This window comes from Streptomyces sp. NPDC091412 (genome assembly GCF_044756885.1).
Taxonomy (GTDB): domain Bacteria; phylum Actinomycetota; class Actinomycetes; order Streptomycetales; family Streptomycetaceae; genus Streptomyces.
In genome coordinates this window covers 1-13,616 of the sequence record NZ_JBIVTV010000048.1, presented here as the reverse complement: position 1 = coordinate 13,616, position 13,616 = coordinate 1, and the positions used below count along the sequence as shown (strand labels likewise).

Below are 13,616 nucleotides of genomic sequence, written 5' to 3'. Positions count from 1 at the left end.
GGCTCGCGGCGCCCGGCACGGCACTCCCCCAGCCTTCGGCCGGGGGTACCCCCACGCCGCGTTGTCGCATCACCCGAGTACATCCCGTACGCGGGTGATGCTCCGCCTTGCGATGTTCCCCCACTGCCCGAAGGGCGTGGGAGGTGCCCCCAGCACCGGACGCCGCGAGCTTCCCGGCAAACCTTTCCGGCCACAGCACTAGTCGTCGCACTTGGGACCATCCCCGCGGGTGCGGGGAGCAGCGAACCATTCAGCCAAGTGTGGATCTGCCGGAGGGACCATCCCCGCGGGTGCGGGGAGCAGAGCCACACGCCGACACCGGCGGCGAGGACGGCGGGACCATCCCCGCGCCCGCGGGGATGGTCCCGTCATCAACCTCGGCCCGGACGAGGACGACGGGTGCTCCCCGCGCCCGCAGGGTCGGGGACGGCCCCCTTCCCGACCACTGGATGGTCGGGGACCGGCTGGCGAACATCCTGGACTTCCAGGCCGGCTATAACCTCTCCGGACACGCACTCGCGGATGTCCGGGGCGAGGCTGGCCGAGCGGTCGCCGTCCGGGACGCCATCCTGGCAGCCGCCCCCAGCGAGGAGCCCGCCGCCATCGCGGCACAGCAGTAGGTCCAGCAGGAACGGCCGGATGATGCCCACGAGTTCCTGACTGCTTATCGCTCCTCAAGCGCGTTGGCCGCGTCCAGCAGATTCGAGGCCCGTATGGCATCGCCTTGTTCATGTGCGACGACACCTAGTGACGCCAGCGTCCGCGCCTGACCGTGGCCATCCTGCACTTCTTGGTGCAACTGCAATGCGTGGCGCAGCAGTTGATCCGCCTGCTCAAATTCTCTGCGTGCGTAGGCGAGATCGCCCAAGGAGGTCAGAGTCCAAGCCTGGCCGAGCCGGTCGTCTCGTTGCGTGAAGAGTGCCATGGCTGTCTTGAGGTGCTCCTCAGCTCTTGTGTGATCGCCTCGCGCGTGGGCCACACCGGCAAGGGAGCGTAGGGTCCAGGCTCTGCCACCATGGTTACCCAGGTCCCGGTAGAGCGACAGCGCGGAGAGCAACTGCTGCTCAGCCCCGACGCAGTCCCCCATTCGGCGAACTACGTTGCCCAGCGAGCTCAGAGTCTCGGCTCGACCGAGCCGGTCCTGGAGCTCCTCATGGATGGCCAGGGCTCGCCGAAGAAACCCCTGTGCTCTTTCGTAGTCGCGAGACCGATAAGTCACATTACCGAGATAGCGCAAGGTGTCGGCTTCGCCGTGCCGATTCTGCAGCTTTCTGTGCAGAGTCAGCGATTTCTCCAGGAGTTCTTCCGCGCGCCGATAGGCGCCGCGTAGTCGTGCCATGTTCCCGAGAGACCGCAAAGTCCACGCTTCGCCGTACTCATCGTTCAGTTGCTTGTGCAGGGCCAGCGCTGACTGGAGCAGGGTCTCGGCGCGGGCGTGGTTGCCGCGCATGCGAACCGCGTTGCCAAGTGAGCGTAAGGTGTCGGCTTCGCCGTGCTTGTTACCCAGTTCCTGGTGACGCCACAAGGCATCCTCAAGAAGGCTCTCAGCCTGCGCATGATTGCCGCGTAGGTTTGCTGCATCCCCCCATGCTCTGAGGGTCCACGCTTGGCCGAGTTTGTCATTCAGCCTCTGATAGAGGCGCAGTGACGAACGCAAGAATTTCTCTGCCTGTGCGTACTCGTCACACAAATAGGCCACATTGCCGAGTGTGCGCAGCGTGTCTGCTTGTCCTCGCGTGTCGCCCAACTTCTCGTACAGCGATAAGGCGGGAACGAGTAATTGCTGTGCTTGGACGCTTTCGTTCCGGATGTAGTGCATGAATGCGGAGAACCTGAGTGTGTGTGCGTGAACTAGCGGACTCCATTTCCGCACTCGTTCCGCATGATCGGGCGTTGTAGCAGCATCAAGGAGTCGGGCGCTGTGCTCTAACTGGCACAAGTCCAGTGCGCGCTGTAGCTGATCGTGCCACTCGTCGACAAGGCGGTCATCGCTGCTGGCGAAGCGATGATACGCCTCTTCAAGGAAATTCCCTCCAGACTTGAAATAGTCACCGGCGAATCCGTGGAGTTCGCGCAAGCGCTCTGGTTCATGCCTCTGCAGATGAGCGAGGAAAGCCGAGCGCACCAGGCCGTGTAGCCGATAATCCTGGGATCCGTCATCTCGTCGTCGCACGAAAGATGAATAACTCAGGAGTTGCCTGAACCAGTCTTCGGTCAACCCGCCCAAAAGGTTGCTGCGTCGAAGTATGTAGGAAAGGGAGCCCTTCGTGACGGTGCGCAGGACAGCTGCAGCTTCGACCACGCTTCGCTGATGCAGTGGCAGTCGGTCGAGGAAGACCGCCGGCAGCCATTCCTCGACAACTTTCCCCGTCGCTGCGCTGGAAAGCCAATGGAAAGTAATGGGATTGCGTCCAGTGGACTCCTGTTGGATCAACTGGGCCGCCATGCTGGTCCAGCCTGGCAGACCTCGACACAGGCGGTGAACTGGCTCTACGAGCGACTTGTCGATCTGGCAGGAATTCAGGAAGTCTGCGGTGTTGGTGATTGTCCATTCAACGAGCTGCACTTGCGTCGCTGAGACTCGGCGTAGAGGTATGCGCTCTCGCCCGGCTATTATGACTTTCAAGCCAGGCTGAGACGCCAGCAGTCGAGGAATCACTCGGTCTGTGAACCAGCTCCCCACTGCCGCTGTATGCCGGGGTTGAGGAGAACGATGTCGTGCTGCGTCATCCCGTAGCTGCAGCAGTTCGACGGTGTCAATGAGGAGAAGTGCATTGCGGCTGTCCGCTGAGGCCAGCCGGCACAATGCATCGATCAATGAGTTCCGATAAGCGGTGAGAAATACCTCTTCAGGTAGAGGCATGTTTACTGTCGTCGGTGAGTTCACCATCTTACTGGCCTTGGATACTGAGATGTTGATGCCGACGGCGGTGGCCCAGTCTCCTTGGGCCCTGGATTCTGCTCGCTTGTAGGTATCCAGGAGGTATCTGCGCCGACGAGCGGGTTGCCAGTTTGCCAAGTGCCGTGCGATTTCCCTCAAGAGGTCCGTAGCGAGATCAGGACCGTATCCGTGCGCCGCATCGTCGCAGGATTGGAGGTCCTGTATGTCGATCAGTGCGACCCTGCCTTCGGCTCGAGATCGCTCCGATTGCCTTTCCCTCTCTGCGAAGTGCTGGAGTAGTCGAGTCTTCCCTTGGCCCGACATCCCCCACACGGTTACAGCCCGGTGGGCGGAGTCCTCTGCCACGACACCGTCCAAGGTACGCAGAGCGTCATCCCGGTCGGCGAAGTTCCCCACGTTATCCACTTCGGTCCCCCTTCACCGCAGTCCGAGGCAGAGTGACGGCCCATCAATCACCTTCTACTGTAATGATGTTCGACAGTGTCTGCCGGTGGCTAGGGGTGAGGGCTGGGATGCATCTGAGGGCGTTGTGTCAGGCGGTGGCCACCGTCGCGTTGGGGGTGGCCACCGGCGTGCTCATCAATCTATTGACGGAGGAGTGGAGTTGGGGCGTGGCTTCGGGTCTGGCCGCCTGCGCCTTGGCTTCGGCGGCACTGCTCTATTGGCAACGGGCCCGCTCAACAGCTACCCCTCGGAGCCGTTACCTCGAACGTGTGTCAGGCCGCGCGCGGCTGCTTGGCGGCAGTGCATCAGTGGCAGGTGGGGCTCGCGTGACGATCGACCTGAATCGTGGGGCACGGTTGAAGGACTCTACGACCACGGCTTCGGGTGACGTTACGGTGGAGCGCTGCGTCGACGACGGCGCGATCGTTGATGGCCATGACGTGGATGTCCAACCGTGACGGAACTTGAGGGCCTGACGCGCGGGCCCTCTCTGCCGCTGCTCAGCTCAACGCCCGCACCAGGCTCTGAAGTTGGGGTATCTCAAACCTCGCCACGCAGCCTGCGACGCCATGCGGCGAGCCGGGCAGCGACTCAGTGGCTCCGGCCCGGGAGCGGCTGGGTCGGCAGCGCCCGGACCGGGGGGTTGGGCTGGGACAGTTCATGGAGCAGCTGCCGGCGATATACGCGCCAGCAATCGTGGTTCTGCCCAGCCACTGTGTGGTCGGAATGGGCAGTTGGCCGGCGTCGATGCGGTCCATGAAGGCCCGAAGAGCGGCCCGTGAGGCGGGTGTGGCGATGTTGGCGGCGGCCGCCGCACGCAGCCGGTTCCGTTCGGCCCAGGCGGACAGGATGTCGTCGCTGAACTCCTCGACCGTGCGGATCGCCCACAGGAGCAGGGGCCCATGGTCTGATCGGCGATCGCCGTGGCGGTGTTCTCGCCGCCTGGCGTCGCCGGCGGCAGGTTGTTGTCCACCCTCTCGATCTCCCACGGAGGGCAGCCGATTCCGCTGGGACGGCCGCTGAGCTGGTCGAAGACCCACAGCCGGGTCAGCGACGACAGTCCGCTGTGCACTCTGATGCGGGCCGCCCCGCTGTCGCGAACGTGACGGCCGTACTCACCCAGTACCTGTGTGGTGGAGGCGTTCAGCGTGGTGATGCCCTGGTCGGTGAGCCATGCGGCCAGCCGACACCAGGTCCCGATCGTCCGCCCACCTGGTGGGGTGGGCGGCCCGGTGCGGGGGTGGGTCAGGAGGTGGGCTTGTCGGCGGTCGGCTTGGCGGTGCGCTTGCGGGCCGGGCGCTTGGCCTTGGTGTCGGCGACCGCGGTGTCGGCCCTGGCAGCCGGCTTGGCGGGGGCGCGCCTGCGGGTGGGGCGCGGCTTGGCCTCGGCGTCGTCGGCCGGGGTGTCGGCCGTGTCGGCGGCGGGCTTGGCGCGGCGGGCCCGCATCGGGATGACCTTGGCGGTGGGCTGGGCCGGGGCCTGCGGCTCGGGTTCCGGCGTGGCCTCGGGCGCGGGCTCGGGCTCGGGTTCCCTGTCCTCACCGGTGTCCTGCGGCTGGGTATGCGCTTCCGGGCCGCAGTCGCGCAGGGAGGCGCCTGCCGCCGGTGTCGACTCGGCCATCACGTCGGACAGTGCGCTGTCGAGGGCCTCTGCCCACGGCTGGTGGCCGACGTAGAGGGGCTTGGTGTCGAACACGGGCAGCAGGAGCTGGCTGATGGCGTTGTAGAGGACGACGCCGGGGGCCTTGTCGGGTTCGAGGGCTCCGATGTGGACCGGCGTGTGCCAGCGGTGGCCGTGCGGCAGGGGGGCGATGCCTTCGATGGGCTCGTGGCCGTCGGGCTGGGTGCCGCCGGTGGCCCACAGCTGGATGTTGCTGCCGTCACCGATCATGCGCATGCCGATCTGGCGGTCGTGGGGGCCTTCGAGGTTGATGATGCCGTCGGTGATCAGCTCGTTGACCTGCCAGGTGTCGGCGCCGAGGTAGCGGGTGAGGGTTTGGGCGGTGGCGTGGAGGGCTGAGGGTGCGAGTTGCACGACGTTCTTCTCCAAGAGGTCGTTGTGGTCCGCTCAGGCCGCGCCTTGGTGGTCGCGCCATCCGTAAGGCGGCGGCTGATCCCGTTCGTCGGGGCGAGTCAGTCGGCAGATCTCAAACGCGGTCTGAGAGGTCGTTTTCACCTCTTCCATCCAGCTATCACCGCTTTTCTTCCAGGGGCGGGTGTGGTGTCGAGGGGGCTGTTGGGTTGATCGGGCTCCACGGGGCTAGCGGGGTGACGCTTGGGGTTGGTGGAGGCTTGCGCCTGTCTCATCCCAGGACGTCGGCATCTGAGCTGTGCTTCCACGGGTATTGCCGTGCGCCTGGGCGCACTCGACTGCACGCGATATGTCCAAAACATGAGCGCGCGACGTCCATATCCGAGTGATCTGTCCGATGCCCGCTGGGAGTTGATCGAGCCGGTGCTGGCGGCCTGGCGCTTACCAAGAAGGCGAAGGCCGGGGCGGAAATCCAGGACACTGCGCCGGTGAGCGAGGAGCCCAAGCAGCCGGCATCCGGTGAAAGCGGCCTGATCGGGTCGGCGGCGGGCTGCCTTCCCCTCTGTTTCTTCTCCGCCCTCGCGGTTGTCGCACTGACTGCGTTTTTCTGCGAGTTCGGCGGATTCATTGGTCCCAAGCTCTGGATGGTGCTCATAGGTTTCATGGGCTGGCTCTTCACGCACCTTGCTCTGGCCAGACTGTCCTTCAAGCCGTCCTTCCTCGGGCGCGCGGTCGCTCTCGTGATCGGCAGCCTGCTGGCTGTCGGCGCCTTCCGGCTCTTCGGCGGGGAGGGCATCGACGTCGTGTGGCGTGCTCCGTCCGACCGCCCTTCGGACGTCCGTGCGGTCGGGAGCTGGTTGAGCGGGGACGTGGTGGTGCGGGCCCGTCCGGACGCGGTCGTGGGGTACCGGGCCGCGACCGGAGAGGTCGCGTGGCAGTGGAGTCCGCCCGGTCGCGACACGGTGTGCGGGATGAGTGAGGTGGTCGCCGACGGGGTCGGGCTGCTCGGCCACGGCGCCGCCGACAAGCCGTGCGGCACGGTGGTCGCGCTCGACCTGGCCACCGGCAGGCCCCGCTGGTCGATCGACGCGGACGCTCCGGTGCGGTACGGGGAGACAGTCCACTCCGGGGTGCTGGCGATCGCGGGGAAGACCGCGGTGGTCCAGGAGCCGGACGGCTGGCGCGGACTGAGCATGGCCGACGGCCGGACCATGTGGCGGACCGCAGCCGGGAAGGACTGCGCACCCGTGCACCTCGCCGGCGGCCCGAGCACCGTGGTGACGGTGACGAAGTGCGAGGATCACCCGCCCGTGCTGCGCACGCTGCGCCCCGCGGACGGGTGGCAGGGCATGCGCGCCGATCTCCCGGTCACCACCCACTTGAAGAACGTGGCCGTCCTGTCGACGGACCCGGTCACCCTGTGGGTGGACGAAGCGGGCAGCCGCGGCACCCACGCCGTGCTCGGCTACGACCCGAGCGGCCGGGTGCGATCGACCATCCCGCTCGCCCAGGCGGAGTACGACCTGCAGATCCCCGCCCACGGATACGAGTCTGCAGACTTCGCCGTGCGGCCCGCCTACGCACCGTAGTGACCGACGACCTGCTCATCGTCGCGGCGAGCAAGGAGAGCGACATCCACTACGCCCGAGCGCGCAACGGGGGAGAGATCCGCCAGGGCAAGGGTCGCCTGGTCGCCTACTCGCTGGCCGACGGCAGCCACCGCTGGACGACCGAGCTGCACGAGGAGGTCAGCGGTCTGACAGTGGACGGCTCCTCGGTCTGGGCGCTGACCTACGACTCCCTCGAGCGGCTGGACGTCCGCACCCGGCGGAAGATGTCGTTGCTGGCGCTGCGAACGTGGGAGCCCGCGGCGTCGGACGTGTGGAGAGCCGACGGCCAGTTCGTGATCGTCGTCGAGAACGGCACCATCGGAGAACCCGCCTACGGCCTGCGCTGAGCGCCGCTCGCCGCGCCCGGCGAGCATCCCGGCACCGGTCAGCCACCCGACGGGGTCGCTACCCGGTGCTGTGACCGGATTGGTTTGCCGGGTTGGCGATCGAGCTGGTTGGAAGGGCAGTTGAGCGGTGGACGCCTGTGCGAGGATGCCGGGCATGATCGGCTATGCGGTGAGTTTCCTGCTCGGCCTGGGGGTGGGGGTGGGCGGGCTCTACCTGATGTTGCGTCGGCACCGGGCCGCACTGCCCGCAGCGGTAGAGGAGTCGGTGACTGCCTTCGGGGAGGAGGTGGCCGCCTTGGAGTTCGACGTCAAGGGCCCCGATGCCACCCCCGCCGTTCTGAAGGAGTACCGGGCGGCATTGGCGGCGTACGACAGGGCCAGTGCGGCGCGTAGGGAACCCGACGCGCTGACCGCCCTGCGCGACGGTCGCGCGGCCATGATCCGCCTTGACGCCCGGCTCCATGGCCGGCCCGTCCCGATCGACGCGCTCCCGCCGGCCGCTGGCCCCGGCCGCCCGCAGCCGCTCACCGGTACCGGCGAACGCTACGTGTACACCGGTAACGGCTTCGGCGAGACCGAGGTGCTCATCGACCGTCCCGAGCCCGGCCGTCCTGCCCTGGTGGAGGTCGATGTCACCGACGGCGAGGACGAGACTTTGTTCGAGATCAAGACCATGACGCGCACCGAGGATCTGACCAAAATCGGCGACACTCTTCTCTCCGCCCCCTACGAGTACCACGGCCGTCGCTACCTGCCCGCGGACGCCACTCACCTGCTCGTCGACAGCTGGTCCGGCCGCCGTTGGTCGATCCGGGTCGCCCCGCTGTCGGCCGCGACCGCGCTCGCCCCCGAACACCGCGGCCACGGTAACGAGGTGCTTCGCTACGACGGCGGCCCGGCGGTCCTCACCGTCCAGTTCGAGGACAACGAGATCTGGGAGGTCCGCTACGTGTGTCAGTGCCTGCGGTCCCGTTCTGCCTGCGATTGCCGCCTACCCGCATGGCCCGAGGACACCCCCGGTGACAACGACTGGAGTGTTGATGCGTACGACCTGCGCGACGGGCGCAATACGCTGCGTCTGCCTCGCCCCGGCTTCCTGGTCATCGACTGCGTCGTCGGCTCCTGGTACCTGACCACCCAGCCGGTGGAGATCCCGCCGGCGTCCCCGCCCCGGCGCTGGCGGCGCCGCTGACCCGGTGAACCATCTCGGTTACAGTTCCCACACCCACCGCGTAGGTGAACGGCCCCTGGCCAAGCGAAACGGTCAGGGGCGGCCCGGTTGCGCGATGCCCGCTCCTCATTGGCGCGCTGCGGTCGTTAACCGCAGGCCGTAGCAGACATACGGAGCCTGCTGGACCGACCTCCGCGTCGGACCACCCGGACCGCCGTGTACCGGCTTCCGGTGAAGCTCAACAGGGAACGTCTGCTGCACGATGTAGGGCACGTGCAACCGTGCGTCCGCCTCCTGGAGGGCCATCGGTGATCTAGGCGCGCCCGATACCGCGCGGGGCCGACAGAGATGCCACAGCAAGTGGCCAGACGAGTTCTCCAGAGCGGTTGCTCGGTCTCCAAGAGTAGGCAGATGGACAGCGCGCTCCTGGTCCGCCATGCTGCCTTGGCGTTGATGGGCCAGCGCTGGCCGCATTGTGTGAGGGGCGGGGACCGATGGAGCAATCGCAGGTCGAGGCTATGCCACCGGAGCGCATCCGTTACCGGTTGACGCGTCTCCAACGCCTCCTGTCCGTGCTGCCCGCCATCCCCGTCACGGCCTTCCAGGTCTTGTTCTGGTTGGACGGGGGGCCGATTGGTCCTCTACTTTTCACACTGCTCCTGTGGGGTGTCCTGTTGCCCACCTCGTGGCCCTTCGGGGTCACTCTCACGCCGTCGGCGGCCATAGTGCACAACCTTCGCCGCAGGACCATTCCATGGTCGAACGTCCAAGCCATCCTGATCGAGTCCCTCTTCGGAAGCAGGACCGTCGTGATCTACGAGGCGGGCGGCCGCCGTACCCGCCTGCGGGCGCCGATCACCGGGTTCCTCAGCTGGGATCGCAGCTTCGAGCAGAAGTTTCTTATCATCGGTAGGTGGTGGCTGGATCACCGCGGCCCGGACTGGTCTCCTGTCCCGCCGCCGGGGGCGCAGTGGGGTGGCTCACCAGCGTCCGACGGGAACCCTTACGCCCCTCCTGCGTAGTCAGCAGCCGAACCACGCACCTTCCGGGCGACGGAGTCTTAATGACTGGGGCAAGCCACGGGACGCCGTCCATAGGTTGGAGCAGTGCCCGTGCCGGACACAGCCTTGAAGGTCCGGCCTCATCCTTATCAGGTCGATCACAGGGTTCGGAGACCCACCGCGAACCTCCCCCGTGCCTCAATCCGCCTGCCGCTGAGGTTCGGCGTCGATCGGCACCGTTCGCGCTCGTTGGTGTCAGCCGCTGATGTCAGGAATCCGGGCGGTCTTGACTGGACGGCTCGTCGGACTCCCGCGCCCAGGCGAAGGGCATTGGCTCGGTAGTGTCCACAACCCAGGGATCAGGGTATCGAGCGTGACAGCTCGCGCATCGAGCGACGAACGTCCCGACCTCGGGGTTCGTCAGGACGCTGTAGTGCGACGACGGCAGCGCGCGCATCACGTAGCCGTTGGCGGTCGTTTCAAGCGCCGGCCACGCGGGTGAGCACTCACACGGCCTGGCCTTCGCGAACTCCTCGTCGCCGGGTATGTGATGCGTCTTCGCAAACTTCTTGTAGAGCTCCCTCAGCGGGTGCACGCTGTCCCCTCCCCGGAGGCCGCTTGGCATGATCACGCAGGCCCATGAGCCGGACAGATTATCCCAAGGTCGGTGGAGTCTTAATGGCCCAGTCAAGCGCCGCCGCCCGGATCTGGAGCCCGTCCGGCGTCGTTGATGTCAGCAGTGGATGTCAGAAGCCTTCTGATCCGTAGCTCTATGTGGATGACTCCGGGGCCTCTCACCTGTGTGCACTCGGCAGGATTCGAACCTGTAGTACTTCGCTGCTGTACAGCCGAGGTCCGGTGGGGACTACTCAGGACGCCGATCGCGCGCCACGCTCGTACGACCACCCCGCGAGCCGCCTCTTACTCCCGCCGGTTCGGCATCCGCCTCGGGAGCCCCCGGAGCGCCTGTTGTCGGGATGGTCCGACCTTCCGAGAATCGCGACCCAGACTCCACGGCATTACCGCGCCGGCCTCCTGGAGACGAACTACCGGCAGGGTGGTCGCTAACTAGCGCTGCCCGCTGGGGTCATCAAACGCCGTAGGCTTACAGATTGCAGGAGATCGCAGATCAGAGCGGGGTGAAGAGGATCGTGGGCCAGCCCGACAAGGCCGAGTACATGAGTACTCACGCGATCAAGACCGAGCTTCGCACCCTCATCGGCGAGTTGGCGCCCGAGGTCGCTTGGAGCAAGCGTGTGACCGTGACAGAGCTTGCTGTGTGGGCAGTTGCCCAGCTAGATGCCGACTCGCACGACCCCCGTGTGCAGCGTGCCCGCGAGCTCGCGCAAGTGATCTACGGCAACCAGCGCCGGTAGGCGTCCCCCAGGACAAGGTTCCGCGCAACGGCCTCGTAACGTGTAGTCCGCTGCCATACCTGGCTGACCGCTGCCGTTCGCAGCTGTTGGTGTCAGCCCCAACCGACGACCTTGACAGATGCAAGATCTCCGGGCTTAGGCATGGCGGTACCAGTGTCGCAGATCCAATTGGGTGACCTGCAGCTGTCTCTCGCTACGGCTGTCGTTAGTAGTCGTCACCGGTCGCTACTGCGCGGCCTCGGACGGCCCAGAGACGGCCCAGGGGCGATCACGCGTCGGCTGTCGGCCACTCGTCGAGCCGCACCCTGACCTGGTGGGTATGGGCGTGCCAGAAGACCTCACCCATGACGAAGGGCTCCAAGGGCCGGGAGGTCCATCCCGTACGGCATGGCCGTGATCTCCGCCAGCGCTATGGCGTTCGGCACGCCGTCTACGTGCGGCGAAGCCGGTGGCAGTGCACACTTCTTCGCCGTGGAGATCATCAAGGGCGAGCTTCGACGTCTCCGGTCCGGTCTCGGATCTGATGACAGTCAGCAGAGGCCGTTTCTCGTGCGGGTCCGGTTCACCGCTGAGAATCCGGCACGGGTCATCGCGGATGCCCGCGCTGTGCTGACGCCTGTGGTCGAGCGGACGAATGACTGGCCCGCCTTCGAGCGGTGGTCGGAGCTGCTACCGGCATGGTTCGTGCAGCGGTGTGCGCCGGAGCACGCGGAGTCGGGGGCTGGCCTGTCATTCGACGCCCAGGCCTGGCTCCAGAAGTGGCAGGCGATGACACCCGAGCAGAAGGCGGACTTCAGTCAAGGACCTTGGACGCTCTCAGACTGGCTCTACTACTTCGACCCAACCGAGGAGGGCATGGGCGACGACCGCAGCTGGTGGTGGTGGGACGCGGGGTCTGGCGAGCCGGGCAACGGCTGGGTTGAGGTAGCCACCACCGGTTGGCCATTCGGCAGCGGTTCGCTGTCTTGGCTGATCGGGGCCAGCGGTGGCAGGGATCTCACGTATGGGGCGTGAGCGTCGGGGACCCGGTGGTGGTAGCTGCTGTGCAGCACTCGCGTTGACCACCGCTTTAGGAGTTCGATCTCTGCTCGGCACTGCCGGGGAACCAACCGGCCGGACTGGCCATGTTGGACCGCCTAGGAGTGCTGGCGTCCGGCGTCGTTGATGTCACTCGTAGATGTCAGAACGGAGCAACCCGCGCTCGCTCGCTGGCACGGTGGACCCGTGGTTGACCTGGAGCGCATCAAAGCAGAGCGCGTGGCGTACTTCCGAGCACTCGATGAGGGCGCCACTCTGCGGCACCACTTCCGCGGCACCGATGAGGAGGGCGGCTTGTGGTTCTTCGAGGCCGTACCCAGCTGCGGCGAGTTGATTGCCATCAAGCAAGCCGAGCTGACTCCGGCCGGCTGACTCCATCGGTACAGCTGGGAGCACCTGGAGGACGAGCACGGCTTCCTGACAGACCAAGCGATCGACCGTGAAGAGGACCTGCTGGAGACCATTCCGGTCGAGGAGTTCCAGCGGGTGTGGACTCAGTGAGCGGTCTGGACAACCACTTTAGGAGCGAGGTGGGGCCATCGCGGGTCCGACCTGTGGGTTCCCTGGTTTGGTGCAGTGCGGGTAGTGGTGCTCGCTCCGTACCCCGGTTCCCCGTGAGTCCCCGCCCGTTCTGGCACGAGAGTGGCACGATCTGAGCCCCGTGGGCGGTCGCCTCGGGTATGCCTGACACGCGAAAGGACCCTGCGCGTAGCATCGGCCGATGTGATGTATGCAGTGGCTGCGAGTACGACCGACGATGATCCCGTGCACATCGGGCTCTTCTTTATGGTCGTGGGGCTGGTCGTTATGGGATGGGTGACGATCGGGCGTCGGCGCGGATGGAAGTTGGTTCAGGATGTGGGGCCGTACTCGTACAAGTCCGGGATGGTGCAGGGCATTTTGGCGCTTTTCGGTGGATTGATTGCCGTAGTTGTCGGCCTCATAGTCCAGTAGCTATCTGATGCCGGGCACCTGGCTTGAAGGACTGACCTCATCCTTATCAGGTCGATCACTGGGGACCGTCGACATCGACCAACCGGTCCTACGCCTCGGCGGATCATCCACTGAGGTCCGGCGTGGACCGCTGCTGTTCGCGCTTGTTGGTGTCAGCCGCTGATGTCAGCCACCGCATGCGGTCTTGACAAGTCCGGCTTTTCTCTCCGGTCTGGAGCACTAGTTGCCGCCAGGGCCTCGCTGCCTCTCGATAACGGCGCAGTGCAGCATGCCGCTCAGCCGCCAGACGACGGCGATTGTCAGCGCGGCGGCTGCGATGAGCAGACCATCGCTGAGCATCACCTGCCGCAGCGCTCGTCGGGCGTCGCCAGCTGTTGCAGCTTGCTTCAGAGCCGAGTAGGTGGCCCAGTTGTCTGCGGCGAGAACAGTGAGCCACCACACAGTGAGCAGAGGGTTGCCGCGACGGCGTCGCATCGCTGGCTGGGCGGCAGCCCACAGGTCGTTGATGAACATCTTCGGTATGAACAGCTGTGCCAATGGAACCAGCCAGCCGAAGAGCACCCAGGCGCGGTGGCGGCGCTGTCCCGCGGGCCAAACTGTGTCTGCGAGTGAGCGCATGCTGTCGAGTGAGCTTGTTTCGCTTTGACGGACACCATCGGTGTGGTGGTCAGGCCGCCAGGGCGGCTTCGTAGTCGGCGGGGCTGCGGTAGCCGAGGCTGCTGTGCAGCCGGTGCAAGTTGTA

13 protein-coding genes and 2 pseudogenes are annotated in these 13,616 nt (G+C 66.0%); 10 read left to right on the top strand and 5 right to left on the bottom strand.

Going from position 1 to position 13,616, the window contains the following annotated elements:
• Window positions 1–290 precede the first annotated feature (290 nt).
• Window positions 291–620, top strand: coding sequence for a hypothetical protein (locus tag ACIQMV_RS39155; RefSeq protein ID WP_402597887.1), 330 nt, complete (start codon window positions 291–293; stop codon window positions 618–620).
• A gap of 44 nt (window positions 621–664) precedes the next feature.
• On the opposite strand, the gene ACIQMV_RS39150 is transcribed toward ACIQMV_RS39155, so the two are convergent.
• Together ACIQMV_RS39150 and ACIQMV_RS39145 are read right to left on the bottom strand one after the other, a co-directional pair.
• Complete coding sequence (locus ACIQMV_RS39150) at window positions 665–2,566, bottom strand: tetratricopeptide repeat protein (protein ID WP_402597889.1); 1,902 nt, start codon at window positions 2,564–2,566, stop codon at window positions 665–667.
• Window positions 2,567–2,749: 183 nt separating this feature from the next.
• Window positions 2,750–3,298 (bottom strand): annotated as a pseudogene (locus tag ACIQMV_RS39145) (AAA family ATPase); the annotation flags it as partial.
• A 374-nt stretch (window positions 3,299–3,672) separates the two neighbouring features.
• Here ACIQMV_RS39145 and ACIQMV_RS39140 point away from each other — a divergent pair.
• Window positions 3,673–3,804, top strand: a complete 132-nt coding sequence (locus tag ACIQMV_RS39140) for a hypothetical protein (RefSeq protein WP_402597886.1) — start codon at window positions 3,673–3,675, stop codon at window positions 3,802–3,804.
• Between the two features lie 787 nt (window positions 3,805–4,591).
• Here the strand turns inward: ACIQMV_RS39140 and ACIQMV_RS39135 are convergent.
• Window positions 4,592–5,395, bottom strand: coding sequence for a hypothetical protein (locus tag ACIQMV_RS39135; RefSeq protein WP_402597885.1), 804 nt, complete (start codon window positions 5,393–5,395; stop codon window positions 4,592–4,594).
• A 342-nt stretch (window positions 5,396–5,737) separates the two neighbouring features.
• On the opposite strand from ACIQMV_RS39135, the pseudogene ACIQMV_RS39130 reads away from it, so the two are divergent.
• From ACIQMV_RS39130 to ACIQMV_RS39115, 4 genes and pseudogenes are all read left to right on the top strand, one after another.
• Window positions 5,738–5,848 (top strand): annotated as a pseudogene (locus tag ACIQMV_RS39130) (IS5/IS1182 family transposase); the annotation flags it as partial.
• A gap of 173 nt (window positions 5,849–6,021) precedes the next feature.
• Window positions 6,022–6,966, top strand: a complete 945-nt coding sequence (locus ACIQMV_RS39125; protein ID WP_402597884.1) for a PQQ-binding-like beta-propeller repeat protein — start codon at window positions 6,022–6,024, stop codon at window positions 6,964–6,966.
• On the top strand, window positions 6,966–7,334 hold the full coding sequence (locus tag ACIQMV_RS39120) for a hypothetical protein (protein ID WP_402597883.1): 369 nt from the start codon (window positions 6,966–6,968) through the stop codon (window positions 7,332–7,334). The genes ACIQMV_RS39125 and ACIQMV_RS39120 overlap by 1 nt, the downstream gene beginning before the upstream one ends.
• A gap of 154 nt (window positions 7,335–7,488) precedes the next feature.
• Window positions 7,489–8,526, top strand: coding sequence for a hypothetical protein (locus ACIQMV_RS39115; protein ID WP_402597881.1), 1,038 nt, complete (start codon window positions 7,489–7,491; stop codon window positions 8,524–8,526).
• A gap of 1,248 nt (window positions 8,527–9,774) precedes the next feature.
• On the opposite strand, the gene ACIQMV_RS39110 is transcribed toward ACIQMV_RS39115, so the two are convergent.
• On the bottom strand, window positions 9,775–10,101 hold the full coding sequence (locus ACIQMV_RS39110) for a hypothetical protein (protein WP_402597879.1): 327 nt from the start codon (window positions 10,099–10,101) through the stop codon (window positions 9,775–9,777).
• A gap of 517 nt (window positions 10,102–10,618) precedes the next feature.
• On the opposite strand from ACIQMV_RS39110, the gene ACIQMV_RS39105 reads away from it, so the two are divergent.
• The 4 genes from ACIQMV_RS39105 to ACIQMV_RS39090 all read left to right on the top strand — a co-directional run bounded on the left by ACIQMV_RS39105 (window position 10,619) and on the right by ACIQMV_RS39090 (window position 12,874).
• Window positions 10,619–10,882, top strand: coding sequence for a hypothetical protein (locus ACIQMV_RS39105; RefSeq protein WP_402597877.1), 264 nt, complete (start codon window positions 10,619–10,621; stop codon window positions 10,880–10,882).
• Between the two features lie 387 nt (window positions 10,883–11,269).
• Window positions 11,270–11,896, top strand: coding sequence for a hypothetical protein (locus ACIQMV_RS39100; RefSeq protein WP_402597876.1), 627 nt, complete (start codon window positions 11,270–11,272; stop codon window positions 11,894–11,896).
• Window positions 11,897–12,106: 210 nt separating this feature from the next.
• Window positions 12,107–12,292, top strand: a complete 186-nt coding sequence (locus ACIQMV_RS39095) for a hypothetical protein (RefSeq protein ID WP_402597874.1) — start codon at window positions 12,107–12,109, stop codon at window positions 12,290–12,292.
• A gap of 393 nt (window positions 12,293–12,685) precedes the next feature.
• Window positions 12,686–12,874, top strand: a complete 189-nt coding sequence (locus ACIQMV_RS39090) for a hypothetical protein (protein ID WP_402597873.1) — start codon at window positions 12,686–12,688, stop codon at window positions 12,872–12,874.
• A gap of 219 nt (window positions 12,875–13,093) precedes the next feature.
• Here ACIQMV_RS39090 and ACIQMV_RS39085 read toward each other — a convergent pair whose 3' ends face one another.
• On the bottom strand, window positions 13,094–13,492 hold the full coding sequence (locus ACIQMV_RS39085) for a DUF4328 domain-containing protein (RefSeq protein WP_402597872.1): 399 nt from the start codon (window positions 13,490–13,492) through the stop codon (window positions 13,094–13,096).
• Window positions 13,493–13,616: the final 124 nt, after the last annotated feature.